This is a genomic window from Lyngbya sp. CCY1209 (assembly GCF_055795065.1).
In genome coordinates, this window is record NZ_JAYFER010000432.1 from 1 (window position 1) to 21,060 (window position 21,060).

Here is a 21,060-nt window from a genome sequence, read left to right on the forward strand (position 1 = left end):
TCGTCAATTTCTTCGGGTTCGACAATTTGTTCGGAATGATCTATTTCTTCGGAATCGTCAATTTCTTCGGAATCGTCAATTGCTTCGGAATTTTCAATTTCTTCGGCATCGTCAATCTCTTCGGAATCGACAGTCTCTTCGGAATGATCGATTTCTTCGGAATTTTCAATTTCTTCGGCATCGTCAATTGCTTCGGAATGATCGATTTCTTCGGAATCGAAAAGTTGTTCTGGTTCAACAGTTTCTTCAGAAGTGTCGGTTTCTCCGGAATCATTAATTTCTTCAGAATTTTCAGTTTCTTCGGAATCGACAATTTCTTCGGAATCGTCAATTGCTTCGGAATCGACAATTTGTTCGGAATCGACAATTTGTTCGGAATCGTCAATTGCTTCGGAATCGTCAATCTCTTCGGAATCGTCAATCTCTTCGGCATCGACAATTTGTTCGGAATCGTCAATTTGTTCGGAATCGTCAATTTGTTCGGAATCGTCAATTTGTTCGGAATCTGTATCAGTGGCGGTGACATCGAAAGTGATGGTATAAACCGCTTCGCTGTCGGCGTTTCCGTCGCTGACGGTAAATCCGATATTGGCGTAATTTTCGCCGTTGGTATCGGTATCCGGAGTAAAGACGAGGTTGGAGATGTCGGCGGCTGCAAGAACCTGATTTTCCGCGATATCCGTCCCGCCGAGTCGCAGGGTTCCAGCCTCCGGTAAATTGGTAATGGTGACGGATGCCAGGGTGTCGCCGTCTATGTCCTCGAAACCGAAGTCGGCGGCGGCGAAGGTGTGGCCGGTATCTTCTGGGAGTGTGAGGGTGTTGTCGGATGCCGTCGGGGTGTCGTTGACGGGATTCACCGTCACGGTGGCTGTTTCCATCGCCTCACTGAAGGCGGTATTGGCGCCGTTGGCGGTCGTATCGACTCCCGTCTCGCCGTTGCCACCAACGGTTTGATCCCAGGCGCGGAAACTGAAGCTGGCAGTTCCGTTGAAGTGTTCGTCGGGGACAAACCGGATTTTCGCCGTTTCGTCCAGCAGCAGGGCCTTGTCTGCGGCCAAGTCGGCGGGGAAATTACCCCAATTGTCGCCGTCGTCGGTGGAGAATTGCCAGGTGCCGTTGCTGTTGTCGGCGGTCAGAACCGCGATCGCCTCCACAACCGCCGTATCCGCGATCGCACCGTCGATCACCACATCTGCGACACTATCGCCATTGTTAATAATGGGATCTTCGTCGATTGCCGTCAAGGTCGGATCGCCACTCGCGTCCAAAATGGGGGCGTCGTTGAGTCGCAAACCGACGATAATCGGATCGTGATCGGAGGCCCGGTAGGGGGTGCCGCCGTCGAACAGGCTGGCTTCGCGGTAGTCGAGGACTTCGGCTTCGTCGGCGTTGACGTGCCATTGGGTGACGCCGCCGACTTGGGGGGTGAGGGTGGAACTGCCGAAGGCATAGTCGAGGAGACCCGTTCGTCCGTCGAAAACGAAGGAATAGGCATCGGAACCGATTTCGCTGTCAATCAGGTTATCGTATTTTGTGTTAAAAAAGGCGATCGGATCTTCTTGAGAATAGGCGTTGAAATCGCCGACGATGAGAAAATCGCTGTCGCCGCCGCCGGTGGGGTCGCCCTCCAACCAGACATCAATCGCCTGCAAACCCCGCGATCGCATTTCGTTGAAATTCCCCTGTCCGTCTCCGGTGTCGGCGTCGTCTCCCGTCCCGGTTCCGGCTTTAGATTTCAGGTGGTTGACGACGAGGGTAAATTGTTCCCCCCCCGCGACTTTTTCAAAGGTGACGGCTAAGGGCGATCGGTTGGTATCTCCGCCGTCGAATATCGGCCCGCTGAACCCGTCTGGCAAGTGAGAATCCGAGAGAATTGCAACGCTGGTATCGGTGGCAATATTGACTTTTTCCGGTTTGTAAATCACGCCGACGGCGATTTCGTCGTCGCCGACATTCGTCCCCGGATCGACGTAGGCATAAGTCCCCGCCCCGACTGCTGCGTTGAGGGCGTCAACTAGGGATGCGATCGCGCTATTTTCCCCTTCACTATAATTATTCTCCAACTCCACCAATCCGAAAACATCGGCATCGATGCCAGAAAGAACCGTCACCAGTTTTTCCGTTTGGCGGTCTAACTCCTCCGCATCACCCGCCCCCCGAGAACCCAAAGTTGTGAAATAATTGGAAAGATTAAAACTGGCAACTTTGAGATCGCCTTCCACCTCGTCGGGAGTGGTCTGACGAGGATTTACACTCTCAAAATTCGGGGTTTCTGTCGGGTTTACGCGATACTCGCCGAAGCTGTAGTGCAGCACCCCCGTCAGGTCGGTAACGGTATCGCCCAGGCGGAGAGAATCGCCGGTGTCGAAGCTGCCGTCGGGGTAGATAATCGGAGCGGGATTTTCATTATTTTGACCGTCGTCGAGGATGATCGTCCGCTGGGCGATATCCTGCAAATAACTGTCGTATCCGTCTACGCTGGGGGCGTTTTCTTGGGTGAATTGGGTGAGTCGCCCCCCCTGGGAAAGTTGGATTTCTCCGAAGTGATCGAGTGGGTCGAGGTCGGTGACGCTGAGGACATCAGAAAAGCTTATCCGCATCCCTTCAAACCGTTCTAAATCGGCGGCAGGCAGTGAAACGTTGGCGGCAGTCGGCAAAGTATTGTCCGAACTGATAACCGTGACATCGGTGATATTCTTGATTTCAGTTAAATCAAAAAACTCCTCAACCGTCCCGGTGAGTCGGACTTTGTCGCCGACATTGATATCGAAGCTATTGTTGTAAACAAAAATCCCTTCTGATGTGGTTTCATCCCCGTCAATATCTGCATCTTCTTCTTGCAAATAAAATCCGCCCAAGCCGGTTTGGAAATCGCCGACGACTATGGCTTCGACGGTGACGGTTTGACCCCCCAGGGGACTGGATGCACCGTCGCCTTGGATATCGTGGATTTTAGTAATTGCTTGCGTGGTGAAGTTCCAGGTGGTGTGATCATCAATTCCGGCGTAATTGTTTCCCGCCATGTCCGCGATCGCCCCCTCATCAATTGCAATATAATAATTGCTGGACGGATCGAGATCGCTGCTGGGGTCGATGGTTACGGTGTCATCGCTGATACTAATGCGATCAGAGGTTATATCGATGGTTTCAAAAATTGTATTTTCGTCACTTCTTTTGATGATAATATTGCCCGTTCCAACCTGGATAGCTTCATTGAACTGAATCTCCAAATTGGCGCCGATGGCAACGGCATCAGCCTCGTCTTCGGGGGTAAAATTACTGACAATAGGTGCGATCGTATCGATGACATCATGGGAACCCAATCCGTCAAAGGTATCGTTGGCAAACCCTTCCCATTCGAGGCTGGGATCGAAGGCATCATTCGGGTTTGTATCGCCGGAAATGATGTGACTTTTTCGGCGAATGGTATTGTCTTGGGTGGAAGTATTTCCGCTGCCCCATTGGCTTCCTGGATCGAATCCGACCTCTCCAATCGCATCAATAATAACCCCATTTTTATTGATTAAAACTGCATCGTCACCGTTGAAATAACCAAATATACCGGTTTGGTCTGCCACTTCCAAGATGGCATTATTTGCCTGACCATGAGCAAATACAAACGTTTCACCGGGGGCGATATTTCCTGTCAAATTAATGGTCACTCCCGGGTCTGTATTGCCGTTAAAATACATTTCAATTTTGTAATTCCCGGCGGCGAGGTCGATCGCGCTGTTGGTGGGATTGTAGAGTTCCAGCGCTTTATTATTACTGCTGCCTTCGACGAACTCAGAAATCAAGATATCCATACTCAAATTCACCCTGATTTTTTTCGTGCAGTCCGATCAAATCCGGTCAAATACTCGGAAGTCTCAGAACGCTCCAACTCCTCCCCTTCGCCATGGCAGATCGGGGAGGATTGCCAAGGATCTGATCTGAACGATATCATTAAATCCTAAAAATCAATTCCCGTCTTCGGTAATTTCACGGAAATTGGCGAAAAAGCGATCGCATCCCTAACCGCCGCCCCGAAGATGAGCGATCGCTCCCACCGACGAAAAGAAACCGGGTTTCTTCCGAGATCTCGGGTTGCCACCCAAAATTCCCGTAGAAACCCGGTTTCTGAAAACATCCTAATTCTTTTGCCACCGGCGTTTCACCAGCTTTTCAAACTCAATCCAGACGAAAATCAGGATGCTGAATCCCAAACAGATCCCCAACTCTCCCGCACTCAACAATTGGGTGCCAAAGAACTCCCGCAGCGGCGTGACGTAAATTAGCATCAATTGCAATAGGGTCGTAACGCTCACCGCCGCCAGCAAATAGGGGTTGGAAAAGGGGTTCATCTCCACCGCCAGACGGGTACTCGATCGCACCGCCCAGGCGTGCCCCATTTGCGCCAAACAGAGGGTGGTAAATACCATCGTTTTCCACCGTTCCGGATCGCCAGATTGCTGGGTGAAACCGTGCGCCCAGACCATCAAAATAATCGTGATAAACGCGAAGATCAAGCCGATCCGCACCATGTAAAAACCCAGCCCCCGGGCGAAAATACTCTCGCGGGGATTGTAGGGCGATCGCTGCATAACTTGAGGTTGAGGCGGTTCCATCGCCAACGCCAAAGCCGGCAAACCGTCCGTCACCAAATTCATCCACAGAATTTGCAGGGGCGTCAGGGGGACTGCCCCCAACCCGAAGGCGGGGGCGGCGGCCACCGTCAGCACTTCCCCGATATTGCTGCCGAGGATATATTTGATAAACCGGCGGATGTTGCCGTAGACGACCCGCCCCTCCTCCGTCGCCGCGACGATGGTGGCGAAGTTGTCGTCGAGGAGGATCATGTCGCTGGCTTCCTTGCTGACGTCGGTACCCGTCAGGCCCATCGCGATGCCGATGTCCGCCTGTTTGAGGGCCGGGGCATCGTTCACGCCGTCCCCCGTCATCGCCACGAATTCCCCCCGGGTTTGCAGGGCGCGGACGATCCGCAGCTTGTGTTCCGGGGCGACGCGGGCGTAAACGCTGACCCGGGACACTTGTTCTTCGAGTTCCCCCTGGCTGAGGCGCTGGATGTCTTTCCCCGTCAGGGAAATTTCGTCGGCGTCGGCGATTCCGAGATCTCGGGCGATCGCCGCGGCCGTGAGTTGGTGGTCGCCGGTGATCATCACGGGGCGAATGCCCGCCTCCCGACAGCGATCGACGGCTTCCCGGACTTCCGGGCGGGGGGCATCCAACATCCCCACCAACCCCAGCCACACCAGGTCTTGTTCGACGTCGTTCTCCATGCCGGGGACGGGAATATCGCTGAGGGGTTTGTAGGCCAGGGCGATCACCCGCAGGCCTTCGGCAGCCATGCGATCGCTCTGATCGAGGATATGCTGGCGGTGTTTGGGTTTGAGGGCGATCGCCTGACTGGGTTCCGGAAATCCCGTCCGCTCCCACAACGTCCCGTAGGACTGGGTATTGACGTAAATTTGGGAGCAGCGCTTCAAAATCGTCTCCGGCGACCCCTTCACGAACATCTGAAACCGGGTGGCGGGCAGTTCGATGGCCACGGTCCCGGCTTCGCAGATAGCGCTCATGCGCTTGCGTTCGGAGGAAAAGGCGAATTCAGCCATCCGGGGCATCCGCTGCTCCCAAATCTCCTTGAAAATCTCCAATTTTCCGGCCAGGGACAGCAGCGCCCCTTCGGTGGGGTCGCCCAAAATCGTCCACTCGCCTTTGTTATCCTGGAGTCGGGCGTCGTTGCAGAGGACGGCGGCGATCAGCAGGGGTTTGAGTTCCGACCAGTGTTCCCCCTTGATGGGGGCGTAGGACCAGCGATCGCCCTCTAACTGTTTCCGATAGAGGAAGTCCCCCCAGGGCGCGTACCCCTCCCCGGTGACTTGGAAGCCGTGGTTGAGGGTTTCCACCCGCTTCACGACCATTTTATTTTGGGTGAGGGTGCCGGTTTTGTCGGAGCAGATCGTCGTCACGGACCCGAGGGTTTCCACGGCGGGGAGGCGGCGGATCAGGGCGGCGCGCCGCACCATCCGCTGGGTGCCGATCGCCAGGGTGACGGTGACGACGGCGGGCAGGCCTTCGGGAACCACGGCCACGGCCATGCTCAGGGACACTTCCAGCAGGTGTTCAAAGTGATCGACCCCCATCCGCAAGATGCCGCCGACGACGACGAGGGCCACCAGGGCCAGGGAGCCGCCCACCAACACCTGGGCCAGTTGCCCCATCCGCTGTTGCAGGGGGGTGTCTTCGGTCTGGACGGACTGCAACATCCCGGCGATGCGCCCGATTTCCGTGTTCATGCCGGTTTCGGTGACGATGACCCGGCCCCGTCCGCAGACGACTTCGGTCCCCTGGAAGACCAAATTGACGCGATCGCCGAGGGCCGCATCTTCGGGCAGGGTGACGTCGATCCGCTTGCTGACGCTTTCCGCCTCCCCGGTGAGGGCTGACTCCCGCACCTGGAGGTTTTGGACTTCGATCAGGCGCCCGTCGGCGGCGATCTGGACTCCGGTCTCCACGAACATCACGTCGCCGGGGACGAGTTCTTTGGCCGCGACTTCCAGGATTTTGCCCTCCCTGAGCACCCGCACTTTCGGGGAGGAGAGCCGCTTCAGGGCGGCTAGGGCCTGTTCCGCCCGACTTTCTTGGACGTAGCCGAGGACGCCGTTGAGGATGACGATCGCAAATATTGCGATCGCGTCTTTGGGAAAGGTGCCGCTCCGCAGGTCCAAAATTCCCGACACCACCGCCACGCCGATCAGCATCAACAGCATGACGTTGGTAAATTGATCCCAGAGAATTTCTAAGGAACTGCGGCCGCCGGTTTCTTGCAGTTCGTTTAATCCGTACTGTTGCTGTCGTTTTTCGACCTGGGAGTCCCGCAGGCCGCGATCGGGATCGACCCCCGCGAGTTCGACGGTTTGCCGGACGGAGCAGGCGTGCCAAGCTCGGATCCGGGTGGGGTAGGCCGGCGGTGATTTGGGTAACGTGGTTGGAAATGACATCGCTTTAAATTCCTCGGGTTCAGTACAGTAACCGGGCGAATTCATCGCCCGCAGGATGAGAGTTGAGGACGGCGATAAGCCCGCTTATCGAATATCTCGAATCGAAAAAATATCGTTTTTGAGACCACATTTTTATGGAAAAATTTCCACGAGATTTGCGACCAAAATAACCATTGATTTGACCGCAATAAATACGACATTTTTAAAGATTTTAGGGCGGTCAAATATCGCTAAAAAGTGAGATGTATCGAGTCGGTAGATGCCAAAATTATATTGGAAATACTCCCCGTTCCCGACGCTTACAGAGACGGTCAATTGGCAGATTTAAAGATTTTTTTTTGTTACGGCGCTCTGGGAATCGGTTCCTGTCGGATAATTTTTATTGCCGTTTTCATCATTTGCCGTGGTTGTGAGACGAGCAATTGCAAAAATTTTGTTCAGAAGTTCCTCTGACCGGGAGGGAGGGCAGGCGATCGCGAATTGGCGACTCTGACAGCGCCATATTCTGGCTGTCAACTTCACCTCACATCCATCGTTATTAATGGAGAAATGGGAGAAATTGACAGCCACTCGCACCCCGCCAATCCCACGGGAAAGGGGAGAATTGAGAAAGTTCGCGATCGCCCCCCTCCCGAGTTCCCTCCCCGGAGACAGTTGGAGAACCATCGAGGGAAGACGCGGCCGGAGCTTGCCCTTACTTTTAATTGTATAAAACTCCGGAACGGGGGGGCGCATATTTTAGTAAAATCTACATATTCTGGGTTTAAAAAACTTTACAAAAAAAACGGGAGTGCGCCGATTCAGTCAAGTATCTTCACGATTGTTAATAAAGTGGGTGTCGCTCGCTCCGAGTCCGATGGCGTCGGGGGACGGCGCCCCTTCCCGCCGTTCCCGAAGTGGGGGAAACCCGAACCCGTCTCCCCCGCACCCGCGCCGTCCGCCTCCGAAAACGTGCTATCCTGGTCAATAAGATGGGCAGTAAATGTTGCAAAATTGTGCCGCCCGGGAAAATGCCGGAAGGGCGAACTTCGGGTTCCGGGGACTCTCAAAATTCCGTGAAATTGACCGGATTCGGAATCCGATTCGCGAAGTGCGCCGATTGCGATCGCTTCCAAGTGGAAAAGTGGCACTCCCATTCGCCGAGTTAAGGTGATGGGGCATTAAAGTGAGGAACGAGAACGACAGCCGATTTAGGGACTCAGCAACCGATGTTAAAATCGATCGAAACGTTCCATTTGTGGGAAAATCAATTTAAAATTTATCAAATTGTCGGGACATATCGGATCGCGGGTACAGGCGATCGCGGCTATTTCCTGCATCGAAAATCCTTCTCCGACCCCGAAGCCTGCATCCTCTGGGCGTGGTTGGAACTGAGCGATCGCCGGGAAGATCCCTTCCCCGAAGCCGAATGGCTGCCCCTGTGCAACGATATCACCCGGGGCGAACTCTACCGCCGCTGGCTAATTTTGCCCCACGCCACCGACGGCTACCGCTGGAATGCCTACCACCTCCCCACCCACCTGCAACTAACAACCACAGGGCGATCGCATCTCCACCGCCAGATCGACCGCCTCGCCGCCCTCAAAACCGCTTCCCGGAAGTCTTTAAGTGGGGTTGGGGCCTAGGGGCGGGAGTCGGGAAATGGATTGATAATTATCAATTGTCAATTGTCAATTATTCCTACGCCCTCTCAGGCGGAACATAATAGCTGGCGACGATCGCCACCATCAGCCACCAGAGGGTATTAATTTGGGGGCGATACCAGACCGTATCCACCAGGCCGTGGGCCAGCATTCCCGCCATGACGGCGATCGCGGCGATCAGCCAGAAGCCCTGGGGGTTGTCCCACTCCCGCAGGCGTTGCAGTTGCACCCAGCCCTGGTTGAACGTCACCGCCAGCAGCCACACAAAGGCCGCGAACCCCACCCAACCCGTCTCCACCATCACTTCCAGCAGGACGGAATAGGCGCTCAACGCCGAGTAGCGGGGCTTCATGTAGAGGGGATAAACCTTGTTGAAGGCGTCGTTACCCGGCCCGATGCCCAGAATGGGGCGATCGCGGATCATTTCGATCACCGATGTCCAGACATTGATGCGGAAATTGTTGCTGCTGTCGGACCGTCCCGCGAAAATCGTCGCCACGCGATCGCGCAACGGCGGCACCGTCACCACTGCGATCGCCAGCAACACCGCCAAACCCGCCACCCCGGCGGGAACCGCCCATTTCTGCCAAAACGGGGGGAAATACTGACTCATCCAATACAGCAGCAGAATCGCGAAGGCCAACACTGCGGCGACAAATCCGATCCACCCGCCGCGGCTGAACGTCAGCACCAGACAGGCGGAATTGATCACCGTCATGGTCATCGCCAGCAACTTCGGCATCAGCCCCCGCCAAGCGAAAATCGCCCCCAAACTCAGACCCACCGCCGGAATCAGATAACCCGCCAACAGGTTGGGATTGCCCAAATAGCTGTAAATTCGGGTCAGGTCCGCCTGGGCAGAAGTGGGATCGACCCAGGTCGCCAGGGCCTCCACCCCGAAAAACCACTGTCGCAGGCCGTAGACGCTGACAATCAGGGCGATGTGCAGGTAAAACGTGATGAAGAGCGATCGCAGGCGGGGCGATCGCAATACCCGCGCCATCAGGAAGAATAGCAGCAAATACAGCGTCAATTTCACCCAACCGCTGAATGCCGCTTCCTTCACCGGGGACAGGGCCGTGGCGACGGTGGAAATTCCCCAGTAGAGTAAAACTAGCAGGTGAATGGGGGTAAACGCCACTTCGGAGGGATCGTCGCTGAGGGTGAGGATCACCCAAAATCCGGCGCAGGCAATCAGCAACACCCCAATCAAAGCCGTCCCCACGAAGGGCCCGAAGCCGAAAATCAGCGCCGCCAATATCGCCCCCAGGGGTTCGCCCCACTCCAGCAGCCAACTCCCCTGCCGCCACGATCGCAAACTGCCGCCGATGCGATACAGGAAACTGCCGCCCCGCCATCGGTGGGGGGAAAAGTGGGTGAGGGTGAACTGCTGCCAAATTGTCGCTGGGCTGGTCATGGGCGGATGATATTTTAGGTTCTGCGATTGTAGATTCTAGCTCGGGGGCAGATCAAGGGGAGGAGCGATCGCGCCCCCAAACCCCCAATTCTGGGGGCTTCCCCCAACCCCCAAACCCCCAATTCTGGGGGCTTTGACGCGATCGCAACTGTAGGGGCTCTGCCTCCGCGCCTGCCCACCTCGACGATAATTTTCCCGGGCGATCGCAATGTTCAATCATCTCAAATTACCACCAGGAAAATAGATCGGCGAAAAATGCCAAAGCGCGATCGCCGTAACGCCACGTCAGCAATCCGCAGATGACTCCCCCCAGGATGAAGACGCCGATGATGCTGGCGATGGTGAGATCGGCACCGAGGGTCAATAAAACGGTGACGATGCCGCCGAATAAAAAGCCAAAACCGAAACGGGCGATAAACGTGATGGTATCAAAACCTTTTTGAGCGGGCATGGTTTTCACCTCTGATCTGAAAAATCAAGTAGATTCGTAATGGACTGTTTCATCTTAAATGAGGGGATCCGATCTGAATCTACAGGCAAGATGCCCGATGCTCCGTTTTGAATTTTGAATTTTTATGGTGGGTTACGGCGCGGATGAAAAGTTGTCGGTTTTTCCGAAAAATTACGGCCGCGCCTAACCCACCCGACTGGACCGACATGGCTAAAAATGTGCTTTCGTGTAGGGTGGGTTAGGCGGCTGAAACCCAGGCTGTGATGGCAATCTAGCAATCCGACGTAACCCACCATTTAAGGTGTGTCGGTTCACTAAATCCAGTTGTCCCAATCATCGAAATGAAGTTTACGGGTTAGGCCAGGAATTCAAAACTTTAATTCGACAGCAAAAAACGGGCAATATTGTCTCGGTGACGGTGGAACCTGCGGTCGATGTGAACGGTTCCAAGCCGTTGGCGGGGGCGGCGATCGCGCCATCGACCGTTGTGGATTTAATTGTAGATGGAATGGGGGCGCGATCGCTCACTTTCAACAATCAGGAATTGAGCGAATATTCCGATTTAAAAGCATTTGAAAATGCCGAAAGTGGCTGGATTTCGATGGGAAACAATCACATCCGCGCCAAGTCTGGTAAAATGGATGTTGAGGCTCAAAAAATATTCGTCTTCGATGGGAAACCGGCGGCAGCGACAACTTCGGTTAATTTTGTCTGCGACAATGCGGAGACGGATGTGGGAGAGAAGATTTATGTACTCGGAAATATTCCGGCGTTGGGGGATAGCGATCCGGAACGGGCGATCGCACTTTATCCCAGTATCGATTATGATTATATTACCAACCCGCCGCCGGTCAGCACCCCCGTGCTTCAGCCGGGGGTGCTGACGTTCCCGAACGAAGGCAAGGGTTAACGCAGAAAATTATAACTCAACCGTGCCAATTGTTCAAATCAATTTTGATCGCCCCGGAGCGGAGATTCTTGTTAAAAATAGTAAAGATATTCGCGAAATGTAAACCAATTGACAGACAATATGAGTTGGGGAGCCCAGTTTTTTAGCGTTGCGCGCTCGTCTGTTTACAGTTCTGGGAGGGACAAACCTTGAACCCCTGATTTCAAGGTGATTTCATTCCCCATTCCCCAATTCCCTATTCCCCATTACCTGCGCGCCGCGCTATAAATGTCGAAGTGAGTCACCCTCAGCTTCGACAACTGCCGTCAGGGGAATCCCGGATACCGTTCGTTAATTTACCCGAAAAAGCGGGTAGGGAGTCATCCTATGGTGCAAGCTATTCAAAAGGTCGCCGTCAAATATTCGATCGCGGTCATTCGAGATGAAGCCCGCCATCTCGTCGAAAAGGGACTGATCAACCGCCAACAACCGATCTACACGCTCTGCCAATATATCCCGCCCCGGGAGTGGGATTGGGTGGAGTGCGAGTTAGAGAGAAATGATTTTCTACTCCGAGATCGGGTCATCGACCTGTTGGGCCGCGAAGATTGGAAAGAAGACTGAGAGTCATCGCTGTTTCGCCAGCATCCCCCGTCGGGTGGCGAGACTTGCGGCGGGCGTCAGCGACGCCCATCTGACAGCCCGTCGCTTCCGGCGGGGGGGTGACGGCCTCGCCCTGGAAAACCCGGATGGGGTCGAGAATGCGGAAATTGTAATCCGGGCTGGCCGCCGTCTTTCCCCAGGTCACGTTGACGACGGCCTGATGATCCTGGGGTCGCAACGTCAACCTTCCCATGGGCGCCTCGTATTCTAGCCCCCGCAGGGCATCGATCACCGCATTGGAGTCCGTGGAACCGGCTTGGTTGGTGGCGGTCGCCAACAGTTGCACGCCCACATAGGCATTTTGGGCATTATAGCTGGGATAAGTATTGTAGCGATCGCGGAACCGGCGCACGAACTCGCGATTGACCCGCGTATCGGGGGTTTGCCACCAGTAGCGACTCCCCACCCACTGCCCCAGGGGCATCTGACTCCCGAGGGCCTGCAACACCTCCATGGCGGCGCCGAGTTCCATAAACACCGGGAAGCGATCGAACAGGCCCAAATTCGTCGCCTGGCGGACAAACGTCACCAAGTCGTCCCCCCACAAACTGCACCAGATGGCATCGGCGCCCGACTCCTGAAGCGTGCGGATAAAATTGTTGTAATTTCCGGTTCCCAGAGGGGAAAAAGCCGTCTTCTCCAAAAATTGCACCCCCTCCCGCCGCCCCTGCAACCCCCGGCGAAACCAGTCCCAACTTTGGCGTCCGAAGGTATAGTCCGGGCCGATAGTCGTCCACTTTTGATAGCCCTCCCCCGCCGCCACCTCCGCCCCCGCCGTCGCGTTTTGGAAACTGTTGACGCTGCAGCGGAACACCGTCCGGTTGCAGAGTTGGCCGGTGATTTCGGCACTCGCGGCGTGAGTCACCATCAGAACCCGCTCCAATTCCTGAACCGTGGGGACGAGGATTTCTCCGTGACTGGAATTGTCGATCCCCAACAGGAAATTGACATTTTCCTGCAAAACCAGCCGTCGCGCGGTTTGGATGGTATCCCGCTCGTCCGCAAACAAAGCCGCGACGGGCTGTCCGTTCACCCCCCCCGTCCGGTTGATCTCCTCCACAGCCAAGTTGACCCCGTCCCGGGCCGATTGTCCGTAGGCGGCCAACTCTCCCTCGAGCAGATACATCGCCCCAATTTTGATCGGTTGTCGGGTATCGACCAAATTCTCGGCTTGACAGGCCGCCAGGGTGCCGAGGGCCGACCAACCCAACTGTTGGAGAAAGATGCGTCTGGAAGCGGACATCCCATGCCAGTTCATAGATTTAATGAGACGCTGAACGAATCGACGATCGGGCTTTTCTATATTGACGCGATCGAGTCCAAACGTCACGGGGATCGCTCGATCGCGGGCATCGGGGGCGAAGAAAAGCGACCCGAATCAGGCCGTCAGTCCAGCTCCGAATCGTCATCATCGCCGGGGGCCTTCAATTGGGAGGGGGGGCGATCGCTGCTCCAGGCCCACCACACGCAGCCGCACTCGCACTCGTAGAATTCCTGCCACCGGCGGCGGTTGTCGTCCCCGTAGACGGGCGATCGGCGGTTGATCCACACTCGTTTAGCCTCCAAACTGCCGGCTGAACACCGGGGACAGCAAAATTCAAAGGCGTGGACCGCATCGGCGGTCCAGTCGGGCGGCGTGGGTAGGAAAGCATCCATACTGGCAACAGTCAGACGGTTTTGTGCCTATTCTGACATACTCCCGACACCTCTTCGGAGATGACGGCGCGGGATTTTCGAGATCCCCCGCATCCGGATTCCCACCCCGCCGACACCACGGGTTGAGTCGAGTTTCTCCTCCTCAAAAGAGCCGGGAATTTCCCCGGAGGACCGGGGTTCTCGCGGGGCGACCCCTTCATTTTTGTCCGCATCTGCGCCCCCCGAACCCGCCCCCGCCGGCGATCGAATTTGTGAAAAATACTTGTATTGCCAGCCGACATGAGGCAATATTCCTTATTATCGATCCGATCGCGAATGAGGTATCCGTCTCATCTCCCGGCCGAAGTGGAGGTGGGCATCCGAGTCTTCTCATCGCAGTTTGAATGCAGGTGTGCGCGACCCGACGAAGGGGCGCGATCGGTCTGGCGGATGTCGGGATTGTCGCCGTCAAAACGGGTCATTTCCGGAGTCGCAACTGCCGCACCGGTCGGATCTCCCCTGGTCGAAGGGCTGAGTGTCCAAACTTACGGAAGGACCCATGAATCCACTCCTCAATTTTATTTCCTTGCTCGGAATCGCCGGTTTGTGCGTCATCGCCTGGTTGGGTTCCGAAAATCGGCGCGTCATTCCCTGGAAGACGATCTTTTGGGGAATCGGACTGCAGATGGCGATCGGGCTGATCGTGTTCGGGTTCGGCAGCCAACTGGTGGTGGGACTCAGCAGCCTCCTCAACGCCATTCTGGACGCCTCGGAGGCCGGAGCGCGATTTTTGTTCGGCGGGCCGCAGTCGATTTTGGTCGCCGACCCGAACTTCGGCGCCGGCCCGGGCCCGGCCGGCCGCTGGATCGCCCGGGCGGTGGGGACGCCCTTCGTCGCCGTCCCGGGCGATCGCATCGGCCCGGACAATATCAACCCGGGCTTCGGCTACATCCTGGCCTTCCGCGCCCTGCCCCAGGTGATCTTCTTCGCCGGCTTGGTGAGCTTGCTCTACCGGCTCCACATCATCCAACCCGTCGTGCAGGTATTTGCCCGGATCTTCCAAAAAACCATGCAGATCAGCGGGGCCGAATCCCTCTCGGGGGCGGCTAATATCTTTGTCGGCATCGAATCCGCGATCGCCGTCAAACCCTACCTGCTGGACATGACCCGCAGCGAACTCTGCGCCATTTTGGCCAGTTGTTTCGGCTCCATCGCCTCTTCGGTGCTGGCCCTGTACGCCGGATTCCTGCGCCCCACTTTCCCCAACATCACCGGACACCTGGTTTCCGCCTCCCTGATGACCATCCCCGCCTGTTTCGTGATCTCGAAACTGCTGCTCCCGGAAACCGAAAAACCGAAGACGATGGGCCGCGTCCCGGAAGAGCCGGAGCCAGACCGGGCGACCCTCCCCAACCCGGTGGACAGCCTGATCGGCGGGGCCTTGGACGGGGTGAAAATGGCCGTGGGCATCGCGGCCGCCCTGATCGCCATTTTGGGCCTGGTGGCCCTGATCAATCTGGCCTTCGCGACCCTGGCCGGACTCTCGACGAGCAATTTCTTTTTGCTTCGTTGGACTGGCAATCTTTTCAGCGTCATCACCCTGCAAAATATTTTGGGCGCCCTGTTCCTGCCACTGACCTTTTTGACGGGGGTTTCCCTGGAGTGGCAACAACTCTGGCAGGCCTCCGTCCTGATCGGGCGCCGCCTCCTGGAAACGAACGTCCCCCCCTACCAAGCCCTCGCCCAACTCAACGCCGCCGGGGAAATCAGCGATCGCGCCATGTTGATCGTCAGCTACGTCCTGTGCGGGTTCACCCACTTTGCCTCCTACGGCATTTTCGTCGGGGGCCTGTCTTCCCTGATCCCCACCCGGCGATCGGAAGTCGCCTCCCTCGGCTTCACAGCCCTCTGGGCGGGAACGTTGGCGACCCTGATGACCGGGTGCGTCGCGGGGGTGTTCGATTTCGGCAACCCGGCAATTTTGGGAAAATAATTAACAATTAATAATTAACAATTAATAATTAATAATTTTTTCCCTACCCTGGTGAAGGGCGATGGTAACTGCACGAATGATGGAGAGGTTTGACAAATGGTGAAATGGAAACGCCTCGGGGCGGTCGGATTGGGGATTTTGACGGCTTTCTTGCTTTTGATTTTCGGCCGGTGGGGCGATGGCGTTCCCGCGGCTAATTTTGGGGGGAATTTCGCGATCGCCCAGGAGGCTACCCCCTCCCCGGCAGCTTCTCCGAGTCCGACGGCATCCCCTTCTCCGTCCCCGTCTCCCTCGCCGACTCCCCAAGCTTCTCCCACCCCGAAACCCGCGCCCCCGCCGGAACCGGAACCCGCCGTCGAACCCCTGCCCCTGAGCGGCAGCGCCTACCAAGATCCCCGGGGTCAGTTCGAGGTGGGGATTCTCCAGGATTACAATGTCGGCTTCGCGGGCAATTCTCCCCTGCTCGAAGCGCCGGACGGGAATTTGGCTTATACTGTGGTGGCGAAGCCCCGGGAGAGCGATCGCGCCCTGCCAGATTCGAGTTTGGCCCAGATCGCGATCGAAACCTTTGAACGGGGGGAAGGGTTCGACCCGGGAACCTACCAATCCGTCGGTGCCGGAGAAATTCGGATGCCGTGGACGGGGAGTTTGAAAATCGGGGCCAACACCCAGCCCATCACCGGATCGATCCTCGTCCGCCAAGTGGGCGATCGCATCCTGATATTATTGGTTTCGGCGACACAAGCCGGGGCGGAAAATATCGATGCCGCGATCGCGGCCCTATCCGATACCCTGCAACCCCTTTGAAAAATGGCGTTTGGGGGGCACAGGGGCACAGGAAGCGACCGGAGGCGACCGGAGGAAAATCCGATCGGGGTTCTTCTTCGGCTCCCTGTTCCCCCAACCCCCCCACCCGGCCCCCAGCGTTAGACTTTTGACTTTTGACTTTTGACTTTTAAAAGTGGTAAAAGTGGCTATCAATCCGGACGCCGAAATTCGTCACCTGTTAGACTTGATGCCCGCCTCGGGTCGGATGATGGCCCGACTCGGCGGCAACCCCCGCCAGTCGGCGGTCATCGAGACTCCGTTTCCCCTGCCCTGGAAACCGACCCGCCCGATCTCGATCAATTTTCAGTTGTGGGAGCAATTGTCCAGACAACAGCGGGATTTATTACTATTGCGAACCGTCAGTTGGGCCTGCAACGTGCGCTGGTTCAAACCCGACCTGAATCAGGGGATGGTGGTCGCTGGACTGGTGGGGGCGGGGGTGGAACTCGCCCAACAGGATGCGGTGGGGATCGTCCTGGCCGGGGGATTGGCCGCCATCGGTTTGCGCCGCATCTGGCAGTCGAACCGCCGCTCTGAGGTGGAGTTGGAGGCTGACGAGACGGCGGTGCGGGTGGCGACCCGGCGGGGCTACACCGAGGCGGACGCGGCCCGAGCTCTGGCCGAAGCGATCGCGGCTGCAGCCCAACTGGAGGGGCGCTCCGGCTTGAATTTCATGGAACTGGTGCGGTGTCAGAACCTCAAAGCGATCGCCAAACAGTCCCCGGAAGGCGTCCCCGACCGCCTGCGACAGGAAAACTAGGGTGTAGGGTGTAGGGTGTAGGGTGTAGGGTGTAGGGTGTAGGGTGTAGGGAGAATTGACAATTTATTGCCCTCCTCCGCCTCCTCCGCCCCCTCTGCTTACCGAAGCCTCCTCCGCCCCGGACACCTGACGCGCCACGCGATAACTTTTCCCAATACCCCCTCGACAGTTTGCCGGAAGCGGCTATAATAGATGGAAGGTTCGACTGCGACGTTGGTGACTGCCAAAACGTTTTTTTGATCTATAACTCGAAAAATAAGGGAACCACTAAAGATCGAGCGGCGGTAAACCGGGCTTAGTATCCGGAAACCTAAAACTCGGCGGAGGTACCCACCTGGTTTATCCAGGTCAAAAACTGAGGTAAGACGGCGTCGCGGTTGACCGATTTCGATACAACACTCAAAAATTATCTGCGATCGGAAATAGAGCCAGGGTACTGCGGGAGCGAGAATCATCTCGAAGCCCCTGATTTTTGCATGAAACCTGAAAAAGTCGGACGGAAGCGGCTCTGCTCGTCAAGGGAGGAGTTAGGGGGCCGGCAATTGTCGGGTCAATAACCGGATCGGGTATCAATTATCAATTATCAATTATTTTCGTCTGCCGGGGTGGCGCGACGCACGAATGCGGATAAAATAAAGGATATCCAGATTGACATCCGAGCGGCATCAACTCGATCGCGTTCCCCCGCCCCCCTTTGTAGCCCGCCGTCAATCGATCTCACCGCATCAGGGAATCGGCATTGCGGGTTGGGCGAGATCTCGGCAACATTGAGGAATTCCGGCCATGTCAGAACCGCTGATTTCTGCGATCATCTGCACCCACAACCGGGCCGACTATTTGGGCGCGGCGATCGACAGTATATTGAGCCAAGATTTTGAACATTTCGAGGCGATCGTGGTGGACAATGCCTCGGGCGATCGCACCCGGGAAGTGGTCGAACAACGGCTTTCCGACCCCAAACTCCAATACGTCTACGAACCCGTCACCGGCCTGTCCGTCGCCCGCAACACCGGCGCCAAAACCGCCAGGGCGCCCGTTCTCGCCTACCTGGACGACGATGCGGAGGCGAGTTCCCGGTGGCTGCGGGTTCTGTACGACGCCTTTCAAAATCACGAAAAATTGGCCGTCGCCGGGGGCCGCGTCACCCTGCTCTGGCCGGAGGGAACGGAAGCCCCCCAATGGCTCTCGCCCGGTTTGGCGGGAAACCTCGGCGCCTACGACCTCGGGGATGCGATCGTCAACATTACTGATCCCGGCCTGACGCCGAGAGGATTAAATTACGCCATCCGCCGCACCTTCCTCGACCAGATCGGGGGCTTCGACCCCAATTTGGGCCGGGTGGGGAAGCGGTTGCTCTCCAACGAGGAACTGCTGATGACCGAAGAAGCCCTGAAACGGGGCTGGCAGGTCGCCTACTTTCCCGAAGCCCTGGTCGCCCACAACGTCGCCCCGGAGCGGATCAGGCGGGGTTGGTTCCTGGAGCGGGGGTGGTGGCAGGGGATCAGCGAATGTTACCGCGAACAGCTCTCCGGAAGGGCGGGTTGGAAACAACTGGGGCGGGGGGGCGAACGCATCGCCCGGGGGCTCTACAAGTCCCTGAAGCACTTCGACCAGCCGGCCACCCGCTTCGACAATTTCGTTTACGCCTACGGCCAGATCGGCTATTTGGGGGCGGCGATCGCGGGCCTGGTCGGCTCGAAGGGCATCTCCCCCAAACCCAAAGAATGAAGGGCGACCCTAGCCGACCCCGGAAGACTCGGCATAAAATGGGCAAGGGATATCATCGCCACCCGAACTCACTTTCTTGTCCCCCATCGGCGCCGATATCCCGACTTCCCGACAATTTTCGACCTCTCGCTCGATTTAACGATATTCAGCTTTTTGTTATGACCCCGACAGCACCCAAAATCCCGGTTTCCGTTCTCATTCCTGCCAAAAACGAACAGGAAAACCTCCCCGCCTGTCTAGCCAGCGTCGCCGTCGCGGACGAAATTTTCGTGGTGGACTCCCAAAGCGGCGATCGCACCGTGGAAATTTCCGAAAGTCTCGGGGCCAATGTGGTACAATTCCACTTCAACGGCACCTGGCCGAAAAAGAAAAATTGGTCGTTGGAAAATCTGCCCTTCCGCAACGAATGGGTGCTGATCGTAGACTGCGACGAGCGCATCACCCCGGAATCCTGGCAAGAAATTGCCCAAAAAATTCAAGACCCCGAATATACCGGCTACTACATCAACCGCCGGGTCTTTTTTCTGGGAAAATGGATTCGCCACGGGGGCAAATATCCGGACTGGAACCTGCGGTTATTCAAGCACAAATTCGGCCGCTACGAGAACTTGAACACGGAGAACGTCCGCAACACCGGCGACAACGAAGTTCATGAACACGTCGTCATTTCCGAGGGGAAGGTAGGATATCTGAAAGAAGATATGCTCCACGAAGACTTCCGGGATCTGTTCCACTGGATCGAGCGCCACAACCGCTACTCGAACTGGGAAGCCCGGGTTTATTACAACATTCTCAGTGGCCAGGATGACAGCCAGACTATCGGCGCCAACCTGTTCGGAGATGCCGTCCAGCGGAAACGCTTTTTGAAGAAAATTTGGGTGCGTTTGCCCTTCAAACCCACGCTGCGATTTATCTTATTTTACATCCTCCGATTGGGCTTTTTGGATGGTCGGGCGGGATATATTTACGGCCGTTTGTTGAGCCAGTATGAATATCAAATCGGGGTGAAACTGTACGAACTGCGGCAATTCGGCGGCCAGTTGAACGTGACGAAAAAAACGCTAGAAACCCCAGCGGTTGCGTCAGTGCCTCAAACGGTGGAAAAATGACGGGTATGGAACCAGAAACGGAAGCCCGGGTGGATCTGCGGAAGTACGATCAATCTGGGTTTGATCGGGGAAAGCCGGGATGGTTTATTTTGCTGTGGTGGCTGGTGCAGGCGATCGCTTTTCCCCTCACCCCCCACCCGTTTAATGGGATTCGCTGTTGGATTCTGCGGCGGTTCGGAGCTCAAGTGGGGCGAGATGTGATTATCCGCCCCACCGCCCGAGTCACCTACCCCTGGAAAGTGGCGATCGGGGATTACAGTTGGATCGGGGATGATGTCGTATTGTACAGCCTCGATCGCATCGAAATCGGCAACCATTGCGTGATTTCCCAAAAGTGCTATTTGTGTACGGGTAGCCACGATATTCAAGATCCCGCTTTCGGCTTGAAAACGGCTGCGATCGCGATCGCCGATGGAGTTTGGGTGGCGACGGATTGTTTTGTCGGACCCGGGGTAGCGATCGGGGCCAATACCGTTGTAGGAGCGCGATCGAGCGTCTTCGGCGACTTACCTCCCAGCCACATCTGCTTCGGAACCCCCTGCCGCCCCCATTCCCCTCGGAATATGGAGGAGAAAAAACCGGGTTTCTAGGAGGGTATTTGTTCCCCTTTTCACCGGACAACTCCTGTTAATTAATGGCTTTTCCAATATATTCCTCGTGGCGAGATGCAATATCGTTATGTTCAGCGCTTAATGTGCCGAACAGTGCGGCAAGTGGATCGTCCGGTTGTGTAGCTATAGCGCTGGGGTGTGGGGATGGGAACAACAAGGGGCTCCATCCCCTTATTTATTGTTACCCTTTCCGGAACTGTAAACGCGCGATCGCGATACCTGCGATAACCCCTCGAATGAGAAACGGATGATCCCCCATTATCCCCCTTCGATCCCCCCCCGCCCCCATCCCCCCCTACCCCCCTTTGTAAGGGGGGAGATAAGGGGGAGCA

General features: G+C 56.4%; 16 protein-coding genes and 1 other RNA gene. 10 read left to right on the top strand and 7 right to left on the bottom strand.

Going from position 1 to position 21,060, the window contains the following annotated elements; all coding sequences use genetic code 11:
• Both AC0QHF_RS13210 and AC0QHF_RS13215 read right to left on the bottom strand, forming a co-directional pair.
• On the bottom strand, window positions 1-3,806 hold a 3,806-nt coding region (locus AC0QHF_RS13210), incomplete at its 3' end, for an ExeM/NucH family extracellular endonuclease (protein WP_324704684.1).
• 324 nt (window positions 3,807-4,130) lie between these two features.
• Window positions 4,131-7,001, bottom strand: coding sequence for a cation-translocating P-type ATPase (locus tag AC0QHF_RS13215; protein WP_324704685.1), 2,871 nt, complete (start codon window positions 6,999-7,001; stop codon window positions 4,131-4,133).
• Between the two features lie 1,208 nt (window positions 7,002-8,209).
• On the opposite strand from AC0QHF_RS13215, the gene AC0QHF_RS13220 reads away from it, so the two are divergent.
• Window positions 8,210-8,626, top strand: a complete 417-nt coding sequence (locus AC0QHF_RS13220) for a hypothetical protein (protein ID WP_324704686.1) — start codon at window positions 8,210-8,212, stop codon at window positions 8,624-8,626.
• Between the two features lie 55 nt (window positions 8,627-8,681).
• Here AC0QHF_RS13220 and AC0QHF_RS13225 read toward each other — a convergent pair whose 3' ends face one another.
• Together AC0QHF_RS13225 and AC0QHF_RS13230 are read right to left on the bottom strand one after the other, a co-directional pair.
• A complete protein-coding gene (locus tag AC0QHF_RS13225; RefSeq protein WP_324704687.1) occupies window positions 8,682-10,061 on the bottom strand; it encodes an IctB family putative bicarbonate transporter in 1,380 nt (459 codons plus the stop codon).
• Between the two features lie 226 nt (window positions 10,062-10,287).
• The gene (locus AC0QHF_RS13230; protein WP_324704688.1) at window positions 10,288-10,512 is read right to left on the bottom strand and encodes a hypothetical protein; all 225 of its coding nucleotides are present in this window, start codon (window positions 10,510-10,512) and stop codon (window positions 10,288-10,290) included.
• Window positions 10,513-10,813: 301 nt separating this feature from the next.
• Here AC0QHF_RS13230 and AC0QHF_RS13235 point away from each other — a divergent pair, with 301 nt between their 5' ends.
• Complete coding sequence (locus tag AC0QHF_RS13235) at window positions 10,814-11,422, top strand: carbohydrate-binding module family 20 domain-containing protein (protein ID WP_324704689.1); 609 nt, start codon at window positions 10,814-10,816, stop codon at window positions 11,420-11,422.
• 366 nt (window positions 11,423-11,788) lie between these two features.
• A complete protein-coding gene (locus AC0QHF_RS13240) occupies window positions 11,789-12,025 on the top strand; it encodes a DUF4327 family protein (RefSeq protein WP_324704690.1) in 237 nt (78 codons plus the stop codon).
• Here the strand turns inward: AC0QHF_RS13240 and AC0QHF_RS13245 are convergent.
• The 3 genes from AC0QHF_RS13245 to AC0QHF_RS13255 all read right to left on the bottom strand — a co-directional run bounded on the left by AC0QHF_RS13245 (window position 11,985) and on the right by AC0QHF_RS13255 (window position 14,181).
• Entirely contained in the window at window positions 11,985-13,307 is a 1,323-nt protein-coding gene (locus tag AC0QHF_RS13245; RefSeq protein ID WP_324704691.1) for an ABC transporter substrate-binding protein, read from the bottom strand. The genes AC0QHF_RS13240 and AC0QHF_RS13245 overlap by 41 nt on opposite strands.
• Before the next feature lie 143 nt (window positions 13,308-13,450).
• The gene (locus AC0QHF_RS13250) at window positions 13,451-13,720 is read right to left on the bottom strand and encodes a hypothetical protein (RefSeq protein WP_324704692.1); all 270 of its coding nucleotides are present in this window, start codon (window positions 13,718-13,720) and stop codon (window positions 13,451-13,453) included.
• Between the two features lie 329 nt (window positions 13,721-14,049).
• The gene (locus tag AC0QHF_RS13255) at window positions 14,050-14,181 is read right to left on the bottom strand and encodes a hypothetical protein (protein ID WP_324704693.1); all 132 of its coding nucleotides are present in this window, start codon (window positions 14,179-14,181) and stop codon (window positions 14,050-14,052) included.
• Between the two features lie 77 nt (window positions 14,182-14,258).
• Here AC0QHF_RS13255 and AC0QHF_RS13260 point away from each other — a divergent pair, with 77 nt between their 5' ends.
• From AC0QHF_RS13260 to hpsU, 7 genes are all read left to right on the top strand, one after another.
• The gene (locus tag AC0QHF_RS13260) at window positions 14,259-15,692 is read left to right on the top strand and encodes a NupC/NupG family nucleoside CNT transporter (RefSeq protein WP_324704694.1); all 1,434 of its coding nucleotides are present in this window, start codon (window positions 14,259-14,261) and stop codon (window positions 15,690-15,692) included.
• A 96-nt stretch (window positions 15,693-15,788) separates the two neighbouring features.
• The gene (locus AC0QHF_RS13265; RefSeq protein ID WP_324704695.1) at window positions 15,789-16,499 is read left to right on the top strand and encodes a hypothetical protein; all 711 of its coding nucleotides are present in this window, start codon (window positions 15,789-15,791) and stop codon (window positions 16,497-16,499) included.
• A gap of 169 nt (window positions 16,500-16,668) precedes the next feature.
• Window positions 16,669-17,280, top strand: a complete 612-nt coding sequence (locus AC0QHF_RS13270) for a DUF3318 domain-containing protein (protein ID WP_324704699.1) — start codon at window positions 16,669-16,671, stop codon at window positions 17,278-17,280.
• A gap of 199 nt (window positions 17,281-17,479) precedes the next feature.
• Window positions 17,480-17,664, top strand: a non-coding RNA gene (gene ssrS / locus AC0QHF_RS13275) — 6S RNA.
• 399 nt (window positions 17,665-18,063) lie between these two features.
• A complete protein-coding gene (locus AC0QHF_RS13280) occupies window positions 18,064-19,008 on the top strand; it encodes a glycosyltransferase family 2 protein (protein WP_324704696.1) in 945 nt (314 codons plus the stop codon).
• Window positions 19,009-19,166: 158 nt separating this feature from the next.
• Window positions 19,167-20,117, top strand: coding sequence for a glycosyltransferase family 2 protein (locus AC0QHF_RS13285; RefSeq protein ID WP_324704697.1), 951 nt, complete (start codon window positions 19,167-19,169; stop codon window positions 20,115-20,117).
• The gene (hpsU, locus tag AC0QHF_RS13290; RefSeq protein ID WP_324704698.1) at window positions 20,114-20,707 is read left to right on the top strand and encodes a hormogonium polysaccharide biosynthesis acetyltransferase HpsU; all 594 of its coding nucleotides are present in this window, start codon (window positions 20,114-20,116) and stop codon (window positions 20,705-20,707) included. The genes AC0QHF_RS13285 and hpsU overlap by 4 nt, the downstream gene beginning before the upstream one ends.
• The last annotated feature ends 353 nt before the right edge of the window (window positions 20,708-21,060 follow it).

Excerpts from the sequence above, each read along its gene's own strand:
- AC0QHF_RS13220 (WP_324704686.1), top strand. The coding sequence starts at position 8,210 with ATGTTAAAATCGATCGAAACGTTCCATTTGTGGGAAAATCAATTTAAA.
- AC0QHF_RS13230 (WP_324704688.1), bottom strand. The coding sequence starts at position 10,512 with ATGCCCGCTCAAAAAGGTTTTGATACCATCACGTTTATCGCCCGTTTC.
- hpsU (WP_324704698.1), top strand. The coding sequence starts at position 20,114 with ATGACGGGTATGGAACCAGAAACGGAAGCCCGGGTGGATCTGCGGAAG.
- AC0QHF_RS13255 (WP_324704693.1), bottom strand. The coding sequence starts at position 14,181 with ATGACCCGTTTTGACGGCGACAATCCCGACATCCGCCAGACCGATCGC.
- AC0QHF_RS13260 (WP_324704694.1), top strand. The coding sequence starts at position 14,259 with ATGAATCCACTCCTCAATTTTATTTCCTTGCTCGGAATCGCCGGTTTG.
- AC0QHF_RS13245 (WP_324704691.1), bottom strand. The coding sequence starts at position 13,307 with ATGTCCGCTTCCAGACGCATCTTTCTCCAACAGTTGGGTTGGTCGGCC.
- AC0QHF_RS13280 (WP_324704696.1), top strand. The coding sequence starts at position 18,064 with ATGTCAGAACCGCTGATTTCTGCGATCATCTGCACCCACAACCGGGCC.
- AC0QHF_RS13215 (WP_324704685.1), bottom strand. The coding sequence starts at position 7,001 with ATGTCATTTCCAACCACGTTACCCAAATCACCGCCGGCCTACCCCACC.
- AC0QHF_RS13240 (WP_324704690.1), top strand. The coding sequence starts at position 11,789 with ATGGTGCAAGCTATTCAAAAGGTCGCCGTCAAATATTCGATCGCGGTC.
- AC0QHF_RS13225 (WP_324704687.1), bottom strand. The coding sequence starts at position 10,061 with ATGACCAGCCCAGCGACAATTTGGCAGCAGTTCACCCTCACCCACTTT.
- AC0QHF_RS13285 (WP_324704697.1), top strand. The coding sequence starts at position 19,167 with ATGACCCCGACAGCACCCAAAATCCCGGTTTCCGTTCTCATTCCTGCC.
- AC0QHF_RS13265 (WP_324704695.1), top strand. The coding sequence starts at position 15,789 with ATGGTGAAATGGAAACGCCTCGGGGCGGTCGGATTGGGGATTTTGACG.
- AC0QHF_RS13250 (WP_324704692.1), bottom strand. The coding sequence starts at position 13,720 with ATGGATGCTTTCCTACCCACGCCGCCCGACTGGACCGCCGATGCGGTC.